This window comes from Sphingobacteriaceae bacterium (assembly GCA_016715905.1).
Taxonomy (GTDB): domain Bacteria; phylum Bacteroidota; class Bacteroidia; order B-17B0; family Aurantibacillaceae; genus Aurantibacillus.
In genome coordinates this window covers 450,054-471,352 of the sequence record JADJXI010000017.1, presented here as the reverse complement: position 1 = coordinate 471,352, position 21,299 = coordinate 450,054, and the positions used below count along the sequence as shown (strand labels likewise).

The 21,299-nt window shown below is 33.8% G+C and carries 23 protein-coding genes, 2 tRNA genes and 1 pseudogene; 18 read left to right on the top strand and 8 right to left on the bottom strand.

Going from position 1 to position 21,299, the window contains the following annotated elements; translation table 11 throughout:
• Nucleotides 1-10: 10 nt before the first annotated feature.
• Nucleotides 11-372 (top strand): annotated as a pseudogene (locus IPM51_14545) (nuclear transport factor 2 family protein).
• Here IPM51_14545 and IPM51_14540 read toward each other — a convergent pair.
• Entirely contained in the window at nt 373-1,008 is a 636-nt protein-coding gene (locus IPM51_14540; protein MBK9285517.1) for a DUF4294 domain-containing protein, read from the bottom strand.
• Nucleotides 1,009-1,056: 48 nt separating this feature from the next.
• Entirely contained in the window at nt 1,057-2,541 is a 1,485-nt protein-coding gene (gene accC, locus IPM51_14535; GenBank protein MBK9285516.1) for an acetyl-CoA carboxylase biotin carboxylase subunit, read from the bottom strand.
• 133 nt (nt 2,542-2,674) lie between these two features.
• Here accC and IPM51_14530 point away from each other — a divergent pair, with 133 nt between their 5' ends.
• The 4 genes from IPM51_14530 to IPM51_14515 are packed head-to-tail and all read left to right on the top strand — an operon-like array spanning nt 2,675 to nt 5,606.
• Entirely contained in the window at nt 2,675-3,451 is a 777-nt protein-coding gene (locus tag IPM51_14530) for a YdcF family protein (protein ID MBK9285515.1), read from the top strand.
• A complete protein-coding gene (locus IPM51_14525; GenBank protein MBK9285514.1) occupies nt 3,444-4,667 on the top strand; it encodes a DUF2851 family protein in 1,224 nt (407 codons plus the stop codon). Before IPM51_14530 ends, IPM51_14525 begins: the two co-directional genes overlap by 8 nt.
• Before the next feature lie 28 nt (nt 4,668-4,695).
• The gene (locus IPM51_14520; protein MBK9285513.1) at nt 4,696-4,932 is read left to right on the top strand and encodes a PspC domain-containing protein; all 237 of its coding nucleotides are present in this window, start codon (nt 4,696-4,698) and stop codon (nt 4,930-4,932) included.
• 5 nt (nt 4,933-4,937) lie between these two features.
• A complete protein-coding gene (locus IPM51_14515; GenBank protein ID MBK9285512.1) occupies nt 4,938-5,606 on the top strand; it encodes a hypothetical protein in 669 nt (222 codons plus the stop codon).
• On the opposite strand, the gene IPM51_14510 is transcribed toward IPM51_14515, so the two are convergent.
• Nucleotides 5,603-6,451 carry a DUF3108 domain-containing protein gene (locus IPM51_14510; protein MBK9285511.1) on the bottom strand — a complete coding sequence of 283 codons (849 nt, stop codon included), beginning with the start codon at nt 6,449-6,451 and terminating at the stop codon, nt 5,603-5,605. The genes IPM51_14515 and IPM51_14510 overlap by 4 nt on opposite strands.
• A gap of 156 nt (nt 6,452-6,607) precedes the next feature.
• Between IPM51_14510 and IPM51_14505 the strand changes: the two genes are divergently transcribed.
• The 5 genes from IPM51_14505 (at nt 6,608) to IPM51_14485 (ending at nt 8,427) form a co-directional block, all read left to right on the top strand.
• A tRNA-Ala gene (locus IPM51_14505) sits at nt 6,608-6,681 on the top strand.
• Between the two features lie 34 nt (nt 6,682-6,715).
• On the top strand, nt 6,716-6,961 hold the full coding sequence (locus tag IPM51_14500; protein MBK9285510.1) for a GIY-YIG nuclease family protein: 246 nt from the start codon (nt 6,716-6,718) through the stop codon (nt 6,959-6,961).
• Nucleotides 6,958-7,040 (top strand) — tRNA-Ala (locus IPM51_14495). The genes IPM51_14500 and IPM51_14495 overlap by 4 nt, the downstream gene beginning before the upstream one ends.
• 34 nt (nt 7,041-7,074) lie before the next feature.
• Nucleotides 7,075-7,320: a GIY-YIG nuclease family protein gene (locus IPM51_14490; protein ID MBK9285509.1), complete on the top strand. Its 246-nt coding sequence runs from the start codon at nt 7,075-7,077 to the stop codon at nt 7,318-7,320.
• 141 nt (nt 7,321-7,461) lie between these two features.
• On the top strand, nt 7,462-8,427 hold the full coding sequence (locus IPM51_14485) for a hypothetical protein (GenBank protein MBK9285508.1): 966 nt from the start codon (nt 7,462-7,464) through the stop codon (nt 8,425-8,427).
• On the opposite strand, the gene IPM51_14480 is transcribed toward IPM51_14485, so the two are convergent.
• On the bottom strand, nt 8,428-8,601 hold the full coding sequence (locus IPM51_14480; protein ID MBK9285507.1) for a hypothetical protein: 174 nt from the start codon (nt 8,599-8,601) through the stop codon (nt 8,428-8,430).
• Nucleotides 8,602-8,756: 155 nt separating this feature from the next.
• On the opposite strand from IPM51_14480, the gene IPM51_14475 reads away from it, so the two are divergent.
• From IPM51_14475 to IPM51_14440, 8 genes are all read left to right on the top strand, one after another.
• Nucleotides 8,757-9,362, top strand: a complete 606-nt coding sequence (locus IPM51_14475; protein ID MBK9285506.1) for a transferase hexapeptide repeat family protein — start codon at nt 8,757-8,759, stop codon at nt 9,360-9,362.
• Nucleotides 9,359-10,804: a tetratricopeptide repeat protein gene (locus IPM51_14470; protein ID MBK9285505.1), complete on the top strand. Its 1,446-nt coding sequence runs from the start codon at nt 9,359-9,361 to the stop codon at nt 10,802-10,804. Before IPM51_14475 ends, IPM51_14470 begins: the two co-directional genes overlap by 4 nt.
• A gap of 110 nt (nt 10,805-10,914) precedes the next feature.
• Entirely contained in the window at nt 10,915-12,021 is a 1,107-nt protein-coding gene (locus tag IPM51_14465; GenBank protein MBK9285504.1) for a M20/M25/M40 family metallo-hydrolase, read from the top strand.
• An 11-nt stretch (nt 12,022-12,032) separates the two neighbouring features.
• Nucleotides 12,033-13,565, top strand: coding sequence for a GH3 auxin-responsive promoter family protein (locus IPM51_14460; GenBank protein ID MBK9285503.1), 1,533 nt, complete (start codon nt 12,033-12,035; stop codon nt 13,563-13,565).
• Nucleotide 13,566: 1 nt separating this feature from the next.
• Nucleotides 13,567-14,202, top strand: coding sequence for a LysE family transporter (locus tag IPM51_14455; protein ID MBK9285502.1), 636 nt, complete (start codon nt 13,567-13,569; stop codon nt 14,200-14,202).
• Between the two features lies 1 nt (nt 14,203).
• Complete coding sequence (locus IPM51_14450) at nt 14,204-14,476, top strand: DUF493 family protein (protein MBK9285501.1); 273 nt, start codon at nt 14,204-14,206, stop codon at nt 14,474-14,476.
• The gene (locus IPM51_14445; protein MBK9285500.1) at nt 14,476-15,498 is read left to right on the top strand and encodes a hypothetical protein; all 1,023 of its coding nucleotides are present in this window, start codon (nt 14,476-14,478) and stop codon (nt 15,496-15,498) included. Before IPM51_14450 ends, IPM51_14445 begins: the two co-directional genes overlap by 1 nt.
• Nucleotides 15,498-16,364, top strand: a complete 867-nt coding sequence (locus tag IPM51_14440) for an aldose 1-epimerase family protein (protein ID MBK9285499.1) — start codon at nt 15,498-15,500, stop codon at nt 16,362-16,364. The genes IPM51_14445 and IPM51_14440 overlap by 1 nt, the downstream gene beginning before the upstream one ends.
• Here IPM51_14440 and IPM51_14435 read toward each other — a convergent pair.
• The 4 genes from IPM51_14435 to gcvT all read right to left on the bottom strand — a co-directional run bounded on the left by IPM51_14435 (nt 16,361) and on the right by gcvT (nt 21,277).
• Complete coding sequence (locus tag IPM51_14435) at nt 16,361-18,052, bottom strand: M3 family oligoendopeptidase (protein MBK9285498.1); 1,692 nt, start codon at nt 18,050-18,052, stop codon at nt 16,361-16,363. The genes IPM51_14440 and IPM51_14435 overlap by 4 nt on opposite strands.
• A gap of 3 nt (nt 18,053-18,055) precedes the next feature.
• Nucleotides 18,056-19,060 carry a patatin-like phospholipase family protein gene (locus tag IPM51_14430; protein MBK9285497.1) on the bottom strand — a complete coding sequence of 335 codons (1,005 nt, stop codon included), beginning with the start codon at nt 19,058-19,060 and terminating at the stop codon, nt 18,056-18,058.
• A 63-nt stretch (nt 19,061-19,123) separates the two neighbouring features.
• Nucleotides 19,124-20,023: a toxin-antitoxin system YwqK family antitoxin gene (locus tag IPM51_14425; protein ID MBK9285496.1), complete on the bottom strand. Its 900-nt coding sequence runs from the start codon at nt 20,021-20,023 to the stop codon at nt 19,124-19,126.
• A gap of 171 nt (nt 20,024-20,194) precedes the next feature.
• On the bottom strand, nt 20,195-21,277 hold the full coding sequence (gene gcvT / locus IPM51_14420) for a glycine cleavage system aminomethyltransferase GcvT (GenBank protein ID MBK9285495.1): 1,083 nt from the start codon (nt 21,275-21,277) through the stop codon (nt 20,195-20,197).
• Nucleotides 21,278-21,299 lie beyond the last annotated feature (22 nt).

Below are 21,299 nucleotides of genomic sequence, written 5' to 3'. Positions count from 1 at the left end.
TTTGGCAAAAATGAAAACTGCAAAAAATAAACAAATCGCTGTGAATTGGTTCGAGGCCTTTAACACTAAAAACCTCCAAAATTTGTTAAGTTTATACGATAACAACGCTATTCATTATAGTCCTAAATTAAAATTGGCGAAACCCGAAACAAAGGGATTTATTCAGGGTAAAAATGAATTAAAAGCCTGGTCGGGCCAAGCCTTTGAAAAATTACCGGATTTGCGCTATGAACCGGTTAAAATTATTGCCGACGAACACGGTGTTTTATGGAATATATTCGCAAAGTAAGTGGAGAAAGTGATTTATTGGTAGGGGAATTACTGGAAATAGAAAACGAATTAATCGTAAAATCAAAGGTGTTTCACGGGTAGCTAAATCTGTCCCGTTTCTACCAATTTAATCGCTCTTTCCACCATTATATCTTCTATGGGATCAAATTTTACTTTCATGTTGTTGCCAAACAAAGTGGCTAAAGCATTCCACATGGCCGCCTGAAATGAGCCTCGAAGTTGAGCAACAATTTCATAAGTAGTTTTTCCACTTTCCCGATCAATCAGCTTCATGAGAATTTTGCCTTGTGAAACGCTCATTTGTTTTAACTCATCTTCAAACTCTTTTCTTAAATCTCGTTCGCAACATTTCAAAAATACTTTTTTCATTTGCTCATCTTCAATTTTCGCCAGGGCCTTATCGTATTCTTTCAATTTTGCTGCGGCTAAAATGGCATAAGGATAAACTTTTTTTACGTTATGTTTGGTTCTGGTCCATTGTTCATAATGGTATTTCGTTTTATAAACGTAAGTAGTATAAATATCAATATCGGAAATATCGAACACAGGTATGGTATCCCCTTCTTCAACTACGGCTCTACAACGGTATCCATATTCCGGTGTACTAGTAATATCTGAAGCTATATTTTGTGCGTTAAAATTAGGACAAAGCAAAATCAAAAAAACAGGTATTGTTTTTAAACACGACTTAAAAATAGGTGAGCTTAACCACATCATACAACTATTTATACTATTATACGCTTGAAGTAACCTTTAAGTTACAACTCATTCTAAGCGTCTTTCTTTCCATTTGCTTTTTTTAACAGCCCCATTTTCAGCGAGGGCGGGTTTTTGAGTGCTTTGATTTTGAATGATGGATGCGGCGAGGGCTGCTACCAGATTTAACTCTTCCTGTTTTGGGTACAATAATTCGGGGGTGAAGAAATTTTTTATAAAGCCCGTATCAAAATCCCCGCTTATAAATGCTTTGTGATGTAAAACAAATTTGCAAAAATCAAGTGTAGTTTCTACGCCTATAATTTTATAATCGTTAATGGCGCGCAACATTTTATCAATCGCATCTTTTCTGTCTTTGCCATGCACTACCAATTTGGCTATCATGGGGTCGTAATAAATCGGAATATCCATACCTTCTTCAAAACCATCATCTACGCGAACTCCGGGCCCTGAAGGAGTTTTGTACACGACCAATTTTCCGATATCCGGTAAAAAATTGTTGGAAGGATCTTCCGCACAAACCCTCACTTCAATAGCATGCCCATTAATTTTGAGATCTTTTTGTGTAAAGCTTAATTTTTCATTGCGCGCCACTTTTATTTGTTCTTTCACCAGATCGAGTCCCGTAATCATTTCCGTTACCGGATGTTCAACCTGCAAACGGGTATTCATTTCTAAAAAATAAAAATTTAGTTTATCATCTACTAAAAATTCAACCGTTCCTGCACCGCTGTAGTTACAGGCTTTACACACATCCACAGCACATTTGCCCATTTTTTCTCTTAGCTCTTCCGTTAAAACCGAACTAGGTGCCTCTTCAATTACTTTTTGGTGACGTCGCTGTATGCTACACTCCCGTTCGAATAAATACACACAATTTCCGTGATTATCGGCCAGTACTTGTATTTCAATATGACGAGGTCCACTTGCATATCTTTCAATAAAAACGGCCCCATTGCCAAAAGCTGAAATAGCTTCACTTATGGCCAATTTCATTTGCTCTTCAATTTCGCTTTCTTTTTCTACTAAGCGCATGCCTTTTCCCCCTCCCCCGGCACTGGCTTTTATAAGTAGGGGAAAACCAACTTCTTTGGCAACTCGTACCGCTTCTTGTATATCACTAATTGCGCCATCTGAGCCGGGTATCATAGGAACATTCATTTTTTTAGCTGTTGCTTTTGCGCTTAATTTATCTCCCATCAAATCCATACTTTCTGCACTAGGGCCAATAAATGTAATTCCTGCTTTTTTTACTTTACGTGCAAAATCTGCATTCTCACTTAAAAAGCCGTAACCGGGATGTATAGCATCAACTCCCAATTCCTTGCAGATATCTATTATTTTATCCCCTTGAAGGTAGGACTGTGCGCTAGGAGGTGGACCAACACAAACGGCCTCATCGGCATAGCGCACAAATGGCGCATTACGATCGGCCTCCGAAAAAATGGCTACTGTTTTTATTCCCATTTCGCGAGCGCTTTTCATAATACGTAAAGCAATTTCGCCTCGGTTTGCTATTAAAATTTTCTTCATAAAATCTAGTTCAATTTAACGCTTAAATATAGCTAATTAACCTTGTTTTTTGGAGTAGAAATTCAAATTTCTGGAGCAATAATGAAGTAAAATAAATTGGCCGCTACCTCAAGCTAAAGTAAAAATTATAACTTTGGGTTTCATGTTCTTCTATGTTTCTAAAATACTGGCCTTTTTAATTTCCCCGTTAACCTGGGTTATTTTACTATTGCTGTATTCCTTTAAAACAAAAATTACAAGCAGAAAACCCAAATTAATTTTAGCTTCTTTATTAATTCTCTATTTGTGCAGTAATTCTTTTTTAGTGGATGAATTATTCAGAGCCTGGGAACCGGTAACAGAAGATTATGATTTACAAAAAAAAAAATACGACGGGGCCATTGTGCTAGGCGGAATTGGCTCCATTGATAAAAGATTGCAAAAAATAAATTTTGGAGAAAGTGCTGATCGTTTATTGCAGATACTCCCTTATTATTACAACGGAAGAATAAAGCGAATTATTTTTACAGGAGGATCAGGAAGCATAGAGTTTCCGGAAAACAAAGAAGCCCTTTATGTGAGAAATTATTTAAAACGCATTCGTTTTCCGGATTCGGCATTAGTGATAGAATATCAAAGTAAAAACACGTATGAAAATGCGGTGTTTACCAAAAAATTAATAGATAGTTTACAAATTGACGGTACTTATTTATTGGTAACCTCCGCCTATCACATGCCACGTTCCTTGGCGGTCTTTAAAAAAGCAGGTTACAAAAATATTATACCTTATATTACTAATAAAAACAGTGGGATAAGGCGGTACACCTTTGATCATTTATTTATACCTAATGCCGATGCTTTATTTAGCTTAAATTATTTAATACATGAATGGGTAGGATATGTAGTTTATAAAATGAAAGGATATGCGTGAAATTGATGAAGAAAAATTACAAAATATTTGGGAGCTAGGATTATTAAAACCGGGAACATACTATTCGGTGAATAATAAAGAAATTCGGATACTTAATCCGGGTGTGCGAAATAAGGACTCCGGGCCCGATTTTTTTAATGCAAAAATACAAGTAGATGGTATAACCCTGGTCGGGAATATTGAAATTCATGTGAACAGTAAAGATTGGTTGTATCATGGGCATGATGATGACCCTAGTTATGACAAATTAATTTTACATGTAGTTTATCATTGCAACGGCGAAATTCAACAGAATACCCAAAATCAAGTGGAAGTACTTGAAATAAAAAAATATTTGCCGGATATTGCGCAAAACACAAATCAAAATCGGGGACTAGCCTGTAGGAATTTTCAGCCCAATATTTCAGAAACGGAATCGAAAATATTTTTAAATGAATTATTAAGCACAAGATTTGAAGAGAAATTAAAAGAAACAAATCGTATTTTTTTAAGAACAGGGAAAAATACGGCAGAAACATTTTATATTTTACTGGTTAAAAACTTCGGTTGCAGAATTAATGATTTACCTTTTGAAATGATTGCCGATATTCTCCCGTTAAAACTAATGTTAAGGTATAGGACAGACTTTGTAAAAATTAAATCGCTTTTGTTTGGGGTGGCAGGTCTATTGCCGAACATGAAAGATGAAAAGGAAAGAAAAATATTAGAAAAAGAATTTTTTCATTTGAAACATAAACACCAATTGAATTCACTTCAACCCGGCATTTTAAAAACTGCGAGGTTTCGTCCTGGTAATTCTCCTTTAATAAAGTTGCATCAATTGGCGGTTTTAATACATCTACAAGAAGAATTATTTTTTAATCCCCAAAACCTAAACTCCATAGAAAAAATTACAGCGTGTTTAGGCACGCAAGAATTAAAACTCAGTAAAGATTTTATTGAAAATCTTATTATAAACAGCATCATTCCTTTTTTGTATTTTAAATTTTCAACCGGAAACAAAGATTTGACTTATGATCAGTTAATACAATTAATAAAAAGTTGCCGATTTGAGCAAAATCACAAAACAAAATTTTTCACTTTTTTGTCCGGACAAAGTGCGGCGGATAGTCAGGCTATGCTATTTCTTTATGATCATTTATGTTCCAAAAAAAAGTGCATGCAATGTAAGATTGGTAACTCCATTTTGAAGGAAGAGACAATAGTTTACCATTAAAAATTCCAATATTTTATTATATTTGTATATGATTGATAAAATTGTTCGCTGGTTTGAACAGCAAGCCTTTGGTGTTTGTGCATGGTGGGGAAAAAAACTTGGGATAAAGAGCACCACGGTGAGAATGTATTTTATTTATCTGTCATTTTTTACATTTGGGAGTCCGGTTATTATTTATTTTGTTATGGCTTTTATATTAGAACATAAAAATTATTTTAAGCCGTTTTATAAAAAGAAACGTCCTAGTGTTTGGGACATTGAGTAAATTGTATGAAGAATATTTTATTTATAGTATTTGGGCTTTTGGTCCTAAAAATGCAATCGCAGTCTATCAAAGTTAACGAGGGCAGTTCCAAATTCAGTGTTGGCTCACAAAACGCATTGAAATGTATGATTTATGAAAATAAGTTAGACGACGTGATGCATGAGTGGAAAAAAATAATGAAGGATTACAAACATGAAAAGGTAAAAGATCACAGCAGCGAAATTTTTGGGGATAATATAGTAGTGAAAGACTGGGGCAATAATCCGGTAGATGTTTATGCGTCGTTTGAAGAAAACGAAAAGGAAAAAAGTATATTAGTTTCAGTTGCTGTAGATTTAGGTGGCATTTACTTAAGTTCTAATAAGGACAAGGATAAATTTAAATACTTTGAAAAAGTAATTAAAGAGTTTTGTTTAAAAATGACTTTAGAGCCTATTGAAGCTGCCGTTAAAATGGCTGAAAAAAGTGAACATAAGCTGGAAGACAATCAAAAGGATTTAGAAAAGGAAAATAAAAACTTGAAAGATGATATTGAGAATTATAAAGAAAAAATTAAAAAAGCCGAAGACGGTATTAAAAAGAACGAAGAAGATCAAGTAAAGAAAAAAGCTGAAATTGAGGCGCAGAAAAAAGTAACTGAAGAATTGAAAAAGAAATTGAAAAAATTTGATTAATCTTTTATCGTTTTTATTTTCACCTGAACTTCACCAATCACAATTGGAGTTTTAATGAGTAATGGTATTTTTTTATCATCATCAGTCACCCAAACTTTCATTCCTTCCCCTCCCGAAAAAATCGTTCCCTTAATTAACAGGGGGCTAAATAATATGCATTGTTTTTCGCCCAGTGCAGTTTTAATCTTTTCTTTGCCCAAATAACGAATAAAAAGTGAGTCATGTATTTCACCGTCTAAATATAATGTGATGGGTATTTTTTCTCCCTTCATGCAATGACTGTAATCAATAGTTCGTGCATAATAAATCATGGTTAATACATCAAAGGTGCAGGGTAAAATCTTAACGGTGTCTTTTTCTACTTTAACTTTTTTATCAATTTTAAAACAGGTAGCTTCATTTTTTTTGTAATTAAAATAAGTATCGTTGTATACTTTTGTTCCGCCTTCGTATGTGTTGCGAATATATCGGTAAGGTTTGAAGCTTACCGTATCTATCCAGCTGTCGAAACGATCCCGTACCCGGTAAAACACATCGTAATTCTTGTAGGTTGCCCCTTCACCAATAATATGGAAACAATCTTTACCTCCCAATTTGTCGCGTTTCATTTCAAAAGTGGATAATCCGGCATTCATCCAAATTAATCCCCAGTGATAAAACACCTCGTAAACCAAAGTTTCGCCCGGTTTTATTTGTCTGTTTTTTATTTCACAACTAGGTTGCGCTTTAACTATATACGTATTGGCAAAATAACTGACTATAAAAGATAATATTACTAAGGATTTAGAAATTCGATTCTGAAGTTTTTCTATGCTAAATCCATCATATATTTGAAATAATTTCACCTGTACTTTTCTACTTTTTTTTTAGCTCCTTGTTCAAACTCAAATTTAAGCTTATTTATCACTAGCGTGCAATTCGGGCCTTTCATTGATTATGTATATTCTGAGAGCTTATTATTGTTAATTCAAAAAAAGTTCTACATTTGCCTACTCAAAATTGGGGGATTAGCTCAGCTGGCTAGAGCGCTACCATGGCATGGTAGAGGTCATCGGTTCGACTCCGATATTCTCCACAAAATCCCGTATTATTCAGGGATTTTTCATTTAATGTTTTTTGTATATATACTGTATTCTAAAAAATTAAATAAATATTACACCGGGCAGACTGACAACTTGCATACCCGGTTACTCTCTCATAAAAAAGGTATTTCAACTTACACTTCAAGCAGTGATGATTGGCAATTAGTTTACTCTGAATCCTTTCATACAAGAGCTGAGGCCATTAAAAGAGAGTCTCAAATCAAAAGAAAAAAAAGTAAAAAATACATTGAATTCTTAATTCAATCTTCTTAGTAGCTCAGCTGGTCCCGAAAACTTTCGGGACGCTACCATGGCATGGTAGAGGTCATCGGTTCGACTCCGATATTCTCCACAAAATCCCGGATTATTCAGGGATTTTTCATTTAATGTTTTTTGTATATATACTGTATTCTAAAAAATTAAATAAATATTACACCGGGCAGACTGACAACTTGCATACCCGGTTACGCTCTCATAAAAAAGGTATTTCAACTTACACTTCAAGCAGTGATGATTGGCAATTAGTTTACTCTGAATCCTTTCAGACAAGAGCTGAGGCCATTAAAAGAGAGTCTCAAATCAAAAGAAAAAAAAGTAAAAAATACATGGAGTTCTTAATTCAATCTTCTTAGTAGCTCAGCTGGTCCCAAAAACTTTCGGGACGCTACCTTGGCATGAAAGTGGTCATTGGTAAAGAATCCGGTAAAATTTCTTCCATTTCAACCCTTTCTGAATTCTGCCGTTTTCGAAGTATTAATTTGTAATTTTGAATAATGCATAAATTAAAAATATTCGGTTTTATATTATTTATTGGCTTTGGTTTTGCTTCTGCACAGAATTGTAAAATTGCCTATGAATACAGCAAACCGGAAATTTTAAGTAAAAACAAAGTAAAGGAAGTAAAGGTGTACAAAGGTTTAGACAGCGCACAAAAATTATTTTTCCATTTTTTTCTGAACGAATCAGGTTGTCCATACAAATTATTGCATTATGATTTATATAGTAAAGGAGTTGAACCGGTAATGACAGAATATAGCAGCAACGTGCAAGGTACTATCCAAACTTTTCAACGAGGAAGATTAATGAACAAGGCCTTAAAACTATATGAAAAGACAGAAGAGGTATATACCGAATCCAAAAAAATTATTTCGCGCAAAAAAATTGAAAGTATAGATTTTACAGTTGTTACCATTCAGAAATTTGACACACTGGATTATGAAAAAACATTTTCCCACGTACTCAGAATATTACCCAATGGCGGAGATACGCTTTCTTCCATCCTAAGTTCCTTTGATAAAGTAAAACGGATATATGTTTATCGCCTCAAAAATTCGATGGGCTGGATAGAAAGTGAAAAATTGATTACTTATTACGCAAAAGAAAAAATGATGAAACAAGAACGTTTTAAAGATGGAATTTTAACTCAAACATTAAACGAATCGGAATTAAATGAACAAAAAGTAGTGGAGCTTAACCATTCAAAAAATATGGAAAACCCCCTGCCCTATACCAACACTATAAAAATTGATACTTCTTATAGTGATACAGAAAAAATTGCATTGCAAATAAAGGACTTAAAAAATAAAAAAGGAAAATTTATGGTGATCCGTTTTGCTGAGACCAACGACAATTCTAAAGTTGAACATGCCGATTTAATTTTACAAAAAAACGGGTTAATTCAAAAAAGCATTCACAATTATGCAAGTGAAAGTCTACGCTTTGAATACATTCTGAAATAATTATTTCAAAATTCCCAATTGCATTTTTTTGGTTAATTGATAAATCAAACTTTCTGCATCACTGCTTTTTTTAATAAGTGATACTTCTTCTTTTTTGGCCTGATTTAATTTTCCTTTAAACATACTCCACTCCTGCAAAGTTGTTGGATTTCCGAACTGAATTGTTGTTTGCATATCTTTCTATTTTATAATTCAAAATTACTACGTTTTAAGGTAAAGCGTTGCTACGTTTTATAGTAAAATCAACGATTGGATATCTGGTTGATTATGTGCTAATTATGTTTATAAATCTGCTTTATTTATCAAACTAAAAAACATATTTTTAAGGCATGGCGAATGTATTTGAGTTTAATGGCTATAGGCCGGTAATTCACCCAAGTTCTTTTATTCACCCAAACGCAACAGTTACGGGCAATGTAATAATTGGTAAAAAAGTTTATGTTGGTCCGGGCGCTGCTATTCGTGGTGATTGGGGCGAAATCATTATTGAAGACGGATGTAATGTGCAAGAAAACTGTACCATTCATATGTTCCCGGGCACTACTGTGTTGTTGAAAGAAAATGCTCACATTGGCCATGGCGCAATAGTTCACGGCGCTACAATTGGGAAAAATGCACTAGTTGGTATGAATAGCGTAATAATGGACAATGCAATTATTGGAGATGAATGTATTGTTGGCGCGCTCAGTTTTGTTTCGGCTGACAGTGTTTATGAAAAAAGAAAAATAATTGTTGGGAATCCTGCAAAGGCCGTAAAAGAGGTGAGTGATGAAATGATAAAATGGAAAACAAAAGGAACACAATTATACCAACAGTTGCCTGCTGATTGTTTTTCGTCTTTAAAAGCGTGTGAGCCCCTAACCAGGGTGCCTCCATTTAGGATGAAACAACAAGATGAATATAAAACCTGGGGAGAGAACAAAAAGAAAAAATGATTATTTTGTTTAATTCAAAACGTACTCCCTTCGGTCATTTGCTATCCATACGCATTATGCATTTGTTGCTATGTGCAATAATTTTGTTTTTTAATCACACACTCATTGCACAAAATGAAAATAAACTAAACGCAGCAGTTGAAAGTATTTTTAATAAGAAGGATTACGCCTATCAAAAAAACAGATTTACTTCTATACACGACACTTTAAAAACTTTTAATGATTTAAAAAGTGAATTCTCCTTTCTTAAAATTACCGCAGAAATTGCCAAAGAAAGAAAAGAGTATTTAGTAGAAATGCTTGCGTTGAATTCACTTGGAATTTTATATAACCGCAACGGTAAATACCAAAATGCCATACAGGGTTTTGAAGAAGGTTTAAAGATTTCAAAAACCAACTTACCCGATACGCTTACCTCCAATTTAATTATTAGAAGTAATATTTACATGAATTTGGGAAATAGTTTTTATTACCTCCAAAGTCCGGAAAGAGAACTAAGCAGTTACAAAAATTCATTAGCTGAACTTGAAAAAATTAAAACTAAATCGAGTGAAATGAAAAGCCGATTTGCTTTAATTTATAATAATTTAGGCATTGGGTATTCCAATCTGGGCGACTACGAAACGGGCATACAATATTTTAATCAGGCTAAAGCATTAAATATCGAACTAAATGATAGTTTACGTTTAGCCAATGTTGATTTTAATATTGCTGAGTGTTATATTCAATTAAACAACAATGATAAAGCCTTACAAATATTGAAAGAGCTTCGTAATTATTATCTAAATGTTCGAATGTTCGAAGATGTTGCCCAAGTAAATATTCAGATTTCCAATATATATCGATTTGGCAACCACAATAATCAGGCGCTGACATATGCCCTTGAAGGATTAACATATTCCGATACCACTACTTTTTCGCCTGAGAATCAAACTTTATATAGGGCACTCTCAAGCTGCTATGAAATTAATGGCAATTATAAACAAGCTTTATATTATTCAAAAAAACGTCAGCAAACTGCAGATAGTTTAGATATTCAAAACGTACTTTATCAGGTTAAACAAAGCGAATTGCAAATGCAGTTTAACAATCTTCATATAACCGATAGTGTTACCGCAGCAAATAAAATACAATTACAAGGGGCAAAACTAGAGCAGCGCAAAAAACAAAACTATTTCCTTATCTCCATTATTTCTGTTGTAATTGCTGCTTTGCTTATCATTTATAATCGTTTAAGAATAATCAATAAACAGAAAAAAATTATCGAAGAAAAAGAAAGAATTACAAAAATTCAAAACCGGGAAATTAGTATACAAAAGAAAGTAATTGAAGAAAAACAGCAAGAACTTATTGAGTCTTTACATTATGCACAACGAATACAAAAGGCACAAATGCCCAGTGTAAAAAGAATGATAGCTTTATTTGAAAGAATTAAGCGTTAGATCAAATTTCCAAAGCATTAAAATCATCCCTTTACCCAATGAAATTCTGATAAATATACTTTTTTATCCCAATAATTTTGCTTTAATTTAAGTTTGTAAAAACCCATCCCATGTCAAGTAAAAACAAAAAAAAATCTAAGAGTATTTTGAATTCGAAATCCACTCAATTTTTATATAATTATCTCAATAATTCTTCACCAACCGGCTTTGAAAGTACAGGTCAAAAAATTTGGTTGGACTATTTAAAACCATACATAGATGATTATATGGTTGACACCTATGGTACAGCTGTTGGTATTATTAATCCGAAAGCTAATTATAAAGTAGTTATAGAAGCGCACGCAGACGAAATAAGCTGGTTTGTTCACTATATCACAAAAGACGGTTTTATTTATTTGTGCAGAAATGGCGGAAGCGATCATCAAATCGCTCCATCTAAGCGAGTAAACATTCATACGGATAAGGGCATTGTAAAAGCTGTGTTTGGCTGGCCTGCCATTCACGTTAGAGAGCCGGGCAAAGAGGAAACGCCTACCTTAAAAAATATCTTTTTGGATCTGGGCTGTAAATCTGATAAGGAAGTTGCTGAACTGGGTGTACATGTTGGATGTGTTGTAACTTATGAAGATGAATTGATGGAACTGAATAATCGTTATTACACTGGCCGGGCTCTTGATAACCGTATTGGTGGATTTATGATTGCTGAAGTAGCCCGTTTGTTAAAGGAAAATAAAGATAAATTGCCTTTTGGACTTTATATTGTTAATGCCGTTCAGGAAGAGGTGGGCTTAAACGGAGCTACAATGATTTCACGAACAATAAAACCGAATGTGGCTATTGTAACCGATGTTTGCCATGATACGCAAACACCTATGATGAATAAAATAAGCAGTGGTGATTTAAGTTGTGGTAAAGGTCCGGTTTTAAGTTACGCACCAGCTGTACAAAATAACTTACTCAAATTAATTATTACTGCCGCTAAAAAAAGTAAAATTGATTTTCAGCGCTTAGCTGCCGCACGTGTTACAGGAACAGATACCGACGCTTTTGCTTTTTCGGCTGAAGGAGTAGCCTCTGCATTAATTTCTCTTCCGCTTCGTTATATGCATACCACCGTGGAAAGTGTTGATAAAAACGATGTGGAAAATGTAATTAAACTGATTTATGCCTCCCTCAAAGAAATTAAAAATAATCAGGATTTCAGATACATCAAATAACATTTACTGAAATGGCCATCATCGGTTCCATCATAAAACAAATGATTAACGTAAGGGCAAAAATCCCCTCGCGTAGAAGTGTGTATAAATCTCAAATACGGGAACTGAGAAAGCTGATGTTGAAAGCGCAATTTACTTCGTTTGGAAAAAAATATGAATTCAATGAGCTGGTTCTTTTAGAAGACCCCATTAAAATTTTTCAAAGCAAAGTACCGTTACATGATTATCAAATAATTTTTGATGGTTGGTGGCACCGCGCACTTAAAGGAGAAAAAGATGTGTGTTGGCCCGGTAAAATAAAATACTTTGCTTTAAGCAGCGGCACAGCTGATTCTTCAAGTAAACATATTCCGGTTACCAAAAACTTAATTAAATCCATTCAAAAAGGAACACTTAAACAAATTTTATCTACTAAACATTTAAATTTATCTGAAAAACAGTATGAAACTGAAATTTTATTTGTTGGCGGAAGTACCAACTTAAGTTATAACGGAACTTACTTTTACGGAGATTTAAGCGGAATTACAACAGGCACGCAACCCAGGTGGTTTCAAAATTTTAGTTTGCCCGGACCCAATATCACCGCAATAGCAACTTGGGAAGAAAAAATACAAGAAATTGTTTTAAACGCTAAAAAATGGGACATCGGTTTTATATGTGGTGTTCCGGCCTGGATTCAAATATTATTTGAACGAATTATTAAGCATTATAACTTAAAAAACATTCATGATGTCTGGCCTAACTTGGCTATTTATGTTCATGGCGGAGTAGCTATTCATCCGTATAAAAAAAGCATCGATTCGCTTTGCGGAAAATCTATTATTTATTTAGATACTTACCTTGCGTCTGAAGGTTTTATTGCTTTTCAGGAAAGGCCTAACGAACATCAGGCTATGAAATTACTAACGGATAATAAAATGTTTTTTGAGTTTATTCCATTTAATGATAAATATTTTGATGCTGATGGTAATTTAAAACCGAACGCAACGGCCTTAAATATTACACAGGTTGAATTAAATACAGAATATGCTTTAGTCATAACAAATTGTGCCGGTGCGTGGCGTTATTTAATTGGCGACACCATTAAATTTACCGACTTGCAACGATGTGAAATAATTATTACCGGAAGAACCAAACATTTTTTAAGTCTTTGTGGAGAACATGTTAGCGTTGATAATATGAATCAGGCCATAAAACTAGCTGCCGCAGATTTGAATATTATTATTAATGAATATTGTGTTGCCGGCATACCGTATGAAGGAATGTTTGCGCACCATTGGTATATCGGATCTGATAAAAAAATAGATGCTGAGTTAATTGCCGAAAGTATTGACACGCATCTTAAAAATTTAAATGACGACTATATAACGGAAAGAAAACACGCCCTAAAAAATGTAATTGTAACCGTATTACCCAATCAAACATTTATTGATTTTTTGGCCAGTAAAAACAAATTAGGCGGTCAAAGTAAATTCCCAAGAGTAATTAAAGGAAAACATCTAAACGAATGGTTGGCTTTTTTAGAAAATAATAAAACATTTTAATTTGCTATTAGCTCTTATATATCAAACTTTCCTTATTGTTCTATTTCTGACCTTTTCATTTGGTCCTGCCTTTTTCGCACTTATTAATACCGGCATTAAGCATGGTTACCGAGCGGGTTCATTACTGGCTATTGGTGTTGTAATCAGTGATTTTTTACTTTGCGTTTTAATGATTTTTTTAATTGATTACGGAGCCACCAACTATATTAAAGATGAGAAAACACAACGATTTATGGGCATTATTGCCGGCTTAATTTTAGTCACCTTTGGTGCATTTTATTTTAAAAAAACGGCGCCCGTAAAAAAAGATGCGGAAGTAAACGTATATGTTCCTTCAGGGTTAGCTATGTTGTTTAAAGGTTTTTTCTTAAACATTTTAAACCCGGCCGTTTGGTTTATTTGGCTTGGTAATGTTACGGCTGTAAGCAACACGTTAAAGTATAATACATTTAGTATGATTCTGTATTTCGGAATTACACTAGGCATAGTACTATTAGTAGAATTAGCCAAGGTTTCAGCAGCAGAAAAGCTGAAAAAGTTTTTAACTGAAAAAATAATGCGTGTAATTAATGTTTTAACAGGAATACTTTTAATAACGTTTGGTGTTATTTTGGTATACACACATTACTTTAATTGAAGTGAAAGAAGAAGACTTGGATAAATTTAAACAGCGTTTGGTGGAAACCACCTCTTTCCCTACAATTTATATGTTTAAATTCATTGTAGAAAGCAGCAACAGAAATATTGCTTTAGTTGAAAATTTATTTGATGAAGATGCCGATATACATATCAAAGAAAGCGAAAATGGTAAATATACCAGCATTACCGCCAAACAAGTTACTGTGGCAGTAGATGATATCATAAAAGTTTATCGAAAAGCCATGTTAATTAAAGGCATAATGTTTCTATAATGATTATAAAGTTAATTCCAAATATAATTTTTGTTCTTTGTTTGTTTCTTTATAACCAATCCTTATCGCAAACCAAAGAATTTACTATTACCATACCTGAATCCCGCGATTTTACATCACAGTACAAATCCATAGATTTACTTGACTTAAGATACGACACCCTTGATAACGGCTTTATTCTAAGCAATCGTAAAAAAACAAACATTGTTTTATCATTAAGTTTCAGAAATCAATTGAACAAAGCCCTTTACGCTTCTGACACGGCAAATGCAAAACACAAATTACTACTGGTGTTACGAAAATTTAAACTTGTTGAAAAAAACGATATTGATTTTGAATATGGTTTCTGCTTTATGAGAGCTATTATTTTTGCCAATATAAATGAAAAATATTATCGCTTACAAGATTTTGACACGCTTATTACACTCAATGGAACAGATGTAACAGATACTTTATTTCACGATGCTTCAACTAATTTTGTGCGTTTGATTGAAGCCGGAATCGAAATTAATCCGGTAGACAAAATTGCTTACGCTTATTCGGATATTGTACGAATTGAAAATGATGAAAAAAGAATAATTCCAGTTTATTCAACTGATAAATTCACTGATGGTGTTTATTTGTCGTTTCATTCATTTAAAAATCAAAAACCGGATTATGCAATTGAAAAAATTCAATATAAATGGAACACAAATCCCAGAATTAAAGTAAAAAACAAAGAAGGACGATTAATTACTTTAACCGGAAACGATGTTTTTGGATTTGTAGACAAAGGTGTTCCATACGCTTGTACCGATCATGGATCGTGCATTATCGAAAGAAAAAACAACGAATTGTTTTATGCTGCCAAATCCAAGGTAACAAACGATAATGCGGAGTATGAAATAAGCGTAGCTGTTGCAGAAAAGTTAGGCTCGGCCACAGAAAAGGCGTTATCCGCCGTAAAACCTCCTTACGGAATATTTGTTAGTCGAATAGATTATATCGACGGGAGTTTTATGCGCGTTAAAAAAATAAAATAATGTTTGTTGATCTCCATTCGGAATATTTAACCGTAAAACTAAATCATCAAGGCGCTGAAATTGTTAGCATAAAAAATACCCAACAACATGAATATATTTGGCAAGCCAACCCGGAAATATGGGGAAGGCACGCCCCTGTTTTATTTCCAATTGTTGGGAAATTATTTAATAACCATTACAGCGTTAACAATTGCAACTATACATTACCTCAGCACGGTTTTGCGCGAGATTCAACATTTGTTTTAATTCATTCCAATAATGAAGAATGCTTGTTTCAATTAAATCATTCAGATAAAAGCCTACAATCATTTCCCTTCTTTTTTGAGTTAAATATTAATTATAAGTTAAATAAAAATAAACTTCAAATAACCTATACCGTAGTCAACAAAGACACTCAAACAATCTATTTTTCCATTGGCGCACATCCCGGCTTTAATATACTGGATAAAAATGCAAAAAATTTGCAGAATCATTATTTGGAATTTGAAAAAAACGAACTAGAACTCTCTGAATTAAAAGATGGATTATTGGCTAACAACAAACGCATTCTACAGCTAGACAATCATAAACTTTGGTTAAACACAAATTTATTTGATAACGACGCATTGGTTTTAGAAAACAATCAAATTAATAAAATTAGTTTTGGATCAACAGAATCGGATCGGAAAATAATTATTGAATGTGAGCGCTGGCCTTATTTCGGAATTTGGAGCAAAAAAAACAACGATCAGTTTATTTGCTTAGAACCCTGGTACGGAATTACATCTTCTGTAAATAGAGATAGTGATTTTACAAATAAGAAAGGAATAATAAAATTAGAAATAAATTCATTCTTTGAATGTGTTCATTCCATTTCAATTCTTTAAATAGAATGATATTCCAGATTAACAAACTCCATTAACTCCTTTACATATTCCGGACTAAAATCAAATTTTATTCCGCCGGCAGCATATATATCAGGAATACTAGCCGTATATCCTAATGAAAGTGCTTTTTTATAATTTTCAATTCCTTTAACCGGATTTTCCTTGTACTGTCTCCACATAGCAATTGCTCCTAATTGAGCAAAACCATATTCAATATAATAAAAAGGTACCTCAAACAAGTGTAATTGCATTTGCCATTTCCTTTTTAAATTATTTTCCAAGCCAGAATAATTTACTACACTACTTCCAAACTCCTTCATAATTTCCAACCAGTTTTCATAGCGCTCTTCGGTATTGTGCATTGGATTTAGATAGATCCAATGCTGAAATTTATCTACAGCCGCAATCCAAGGCAATGCATCTATCACACTTTGTAATTGTTGTTGTTTAGCTTTTTTTAAATCGGATTCATTGGTAAAAAAAACATCCCAATGTTCCATACTTATCAGTTCCATGCTCATGCTTGCTAATTCTGCTACTTCACTTGGTGGCGATTTAAACTCCACTAATTCCAAACCTGCATTTAAAAAAGAATGTATGGCATGTCCTCCTTCGTGAACCATGGTTACTAAATCTCTGTGTAGTCCAACTGCATTCATAAAAATAAAAGGCACTTCAGTTTCATAAAGCGGATATTGATACCCTCCCGGGGCTTTACCAATTCTGCTGTCTAAATCAAGCCGTTTCATTTCATGCATTGTTTTAATGCATTCACCAAAAAAAGGATCAATTTTTTCGAAGCACATTATTGTTTTTTCAATCAAATCTAGTGACCCATTAAAGGGTTTCAGAGGAGCTTCTCCATCCTCATCCACCGAGGTATCCCAGGGCCTGTAATCAGATAGTTTTAATTTTTCTTTTCTTCGTAAATCATTTTGTACTATTAATGGCGCTACAAATTTTTTAACTGAATCGTGAAATGCCAAACAATCCTTCACTTGATAATCAAATCGAGCTAAAGCTTTATGTTTATAATCTCGGTAATTTTCGAATCCGGCATTATTTGCAATTTGATGTCTTAACGCAATTAATTTAGTGAATAAATCATTTAAGGCCGATTCATCGTCCATTCTTCTGTTTTGGATAAGGTGATAGACTTCTTCGCGTATATTTCTATTTAAATCTTTTAAATAAATTGAAGCTTTTTGAAGCGTTATTTTTTCGCCCTTATATTCTATACTTTGTTTCCCGGATATTGCTCCAAACTCCTGCTCTAGTTCTTGCATTTGGGTTTGCAAGGGAATATTTTCCGTTCGGAATAATTCTATTGCATTTTTAACGCCACGCAAATAAATAGCGTAGCCCTGTTTGGTTAATTTGCCGGCAAATTCACACTCATATAGTTTTTTATTGAGTTCATTAGATATTGGAGCAATGTTGGGTTCAATATTCTGAATAAAATCGTTAAAGCTATTGCGTAAACTTTCGTTATTGGTATCACAAGTCATCTTAATATAACGCCAGGCCATGTTTTCGCTTACTACTGCTGATAATTCAGAATTATCTTTAAGCCATTGCTCAAGTTCTGAAATTGAATTAATTTTTCTGCCCAACAATTCGTCGTAATAGGGTTTTAGTAATGCCCAGGTTGTAACGGAGAAATCTTTTTGAATGTATTTTCTAATCATAAACTAAATGTGAAAAGTGGATTTATTACCGATGTTATCATAATTTAATTTCACCCATTGATCGCAGGCCTGATATCCCAAATTTTTTAAATGCATTAAAAAATCCCAGTTGGTGTTTAATTTACTGGAAAGATTAAATTCTTCCAGATTTTTGTCTGCGCTTAAACAGTGTAAATTTATTTTTTTGAAATCTCCATCCGGATTAATTCCTTTTTCTATTAAATTATTTATAAAAGTAAGCTGTTTTATTTCGGAAGCTAATGACGAGTTAAAGCTTATTTCGTTTACCCGATCTTTAATTTCTTCCACATTCTCGGGAACTTTATTTATTTTAAAGGGATTAACTTTAACTAACAAGATGTCATCTGTTTCAACAGTTCCTTGTGTTAATGGCCAAAGTGGAGGATTGCCCATATAACCACCATCCCAATAATGCTCTCCATCAATTTCAACGGCTTTAAACAAATACGGTAAACACGCGCTGGCTAATATTGCTTTTGAAGTGATTTCAGTCGGGCCAAAAACTTTAGCTTCGCAAGTTTTTACGTTAGTTGCGCAAACAAAAAGTTTTGGCGGATTTAATTTTTGTAACTCTTCAAAATCTATTAAATCATTTAATATTTTTTCAAGTGGATTATAACCTAACGGATTGAATTGTGAAGGAGATAAAGTTTCGGCTGTTAAATTAAAAAATCGGTACATGGGAGAAAAGTCCATGTTTCCGGGGCTAACCATTTTATCTAACCAGGAAGGTTGTGGGGCGGATAATTTGCCAACTTCTGAAATGCGGTGCCAAAATTTTACCAATATATGCTTCGCTAAATTTTTGCCTCCTTTTTTAATTCCATATACAGTACATACGCCGTTCATTGCGCCAGCGCTAGTTCCGCAAACTCCATCTATTTCGATTCTTTCATCATCCAGCAATCTATCTATCACGCCCCAGGTATACGCACCGTGTGCGCCTCCTCCCTGAAGGGCAAGATCAATTTTTTTCACTTTACTCATTTTTTAAATTTAAGGAAAATACTTTTTTAAGATTAAAAAAACCCGCATCTGCGGGTTCCTTTCTTATTTTTCGACTTGTGTATCGCCAATGTATGCGCCGTTTTTATAAACAGCTATTCTCGTGAGTATGCCATTATCATTATAAAAGTAAGCTTTACCATCCATGAACGTATTATTCACAAAGTTTCCGTCTTTAGTAATCTGTTTGTTTTTATTATATAAGGTGTGCATTCCATTTAATACCATTGGGCCTTTCCCCTTTTTTTCCGCTTCATTTGGGGCTTCATCCTTACCCACCATAATTTTTGGCGCATTATCTAATGGTTTGTCCGTTTTTACTATTGGTTTTTTAGGCTCGTATGTTTTAATGGAAGCAACATCTACATCACCTTCAGCAAAATTCTTTTCCGCTTTTAAATCGCCGTTTTCATGAAATTCCTTAATTAATCCGTTTTCGCGTCCATTCACAAAATTACCTTCAATGGCCATTTGACCATTTTCATAAAAGTATTTTTGATTTCCTTCACGTTTACCGGATTGGTTAAACACAAACTCATGCTGAACTACACCATTTGGGTAATATAATTTATAATTACCTACCCATTTGCTAATTTTCCAATTACCTTCTTCAGAAATTTTTCCGTTTTCATGGTACATGATGGCATAACCATCAGGTCTGCCGTTTGCGAAAGTAAGTTTGTTCTTTAAATTGCCGTTGCAATAATATTCAACCCAAATGCCTGTTTTTCTGTTATCCAAATATTCTCCTTTTTCAATTTCTTGTTCGGGTTTAAAACACGTGGCGGATGGTTTATGTTTGCCTAACAATATCCATTTACCTTGCTTTTTACCGTCGGCATCAATTCTGTTGCATGTATCACCATTAATTATCTCTGATGTTTGTGATTGTGCAAACAAAGCAGACCCAATTAAAGTTATCAATATGCATAAAACTCTTTTCATGACTAATCAAAGTTAAAAATATAATACTCCCTTGATTCTGCTTTTAGATTACTCTTCTGTTTTTGTCGATTAACAGGTAGCCGAAATAGGGCGTATGTAATACTTTTACGCCCAATAAATTGAAAGGTTACACCTAAAGTGCCTTATTATTCGTTAAAATAAATTAAGCCCCTATTTCTTTAAAAACGGGATTTTAACAACTTTGGCCTTTATCGGTTTTTCGCGAATAATAACAAAGATTTCAGTATCAGGCTTTGATAATGAGGTAGTTACATATCCCATGCCTATGGCTTTATTTAAACTTGGAGATTGAGTACCGGAGGTAACTTTACCTATAATATTGCCACTTGCATCAGCGATAGGATAATCATGGCGAGGAATTCCTCTTTCAATCATTTCAAAACCAACCAGTTTTTTACTTACGCCATTCGTTTTTTGTGATTCTATAGCGGCTCTATTCGTGAAGTCCTTGGTAAACTTGGTTATCCAACCTAAACCAGCCTCTATAGGAGATGTGGTATCATCAATATCATTTCCGTACAAGCAAAATCCCATTTCAAGTCTTAGCGTATCTCTTGCTCCAAGCCCGATTGGTTTAATATTAAATTCTTTTCCAGCTTCAAAAATTGCGTCCCACATTTTCTCTGCATCTTTATTCAAAATATAAATTTCAAATCCACCCGCTCCGGTGTAACCGGTATTTGAAATAATAACATCATTTACTCCGGCCATTTGTCCAACTTTAAAAGTGTAATATTCCATTTGCGATAAATCCACTTGGGTTAACTTTTGTAAAGTTTTTATAGCATTTGGACCTTGCACTGCAAGTAAACTCATCTCTTCAGAAAGGTTAGTCATTTCCACACCAAAAGAGTTAAACTTAGAAATCCAGTTCCAATCTTTTTCAATATTAGATGCATTTACTACTAAATAATACTCGTCTTCCTTAAAACGATAAACTAATAAATCATCTACAATGCCGCCATTTTCGTTAGGCAGGCATGAATATTGAACTTTTCCATCCTCTAATTTAGCCGCATCGTTTGACGTTACCTTTTGGATTAAATCCAATGCTTTACTTCCCTTAAGTCGAAATTCTCCCATATGACTAACATCAAACACACCAACACCTCCGCGAACCGTTAGATGTTCTTCATTTAATCCTGCGTAAGAAACCGGCATATTATATCCGGCGAACGGAACCATTTTTGCACCCAATGCAATGTGTTTATTAGTTAGCGCCGTTGTTTTCATTGTTTCTGCTGATGTTGTCATA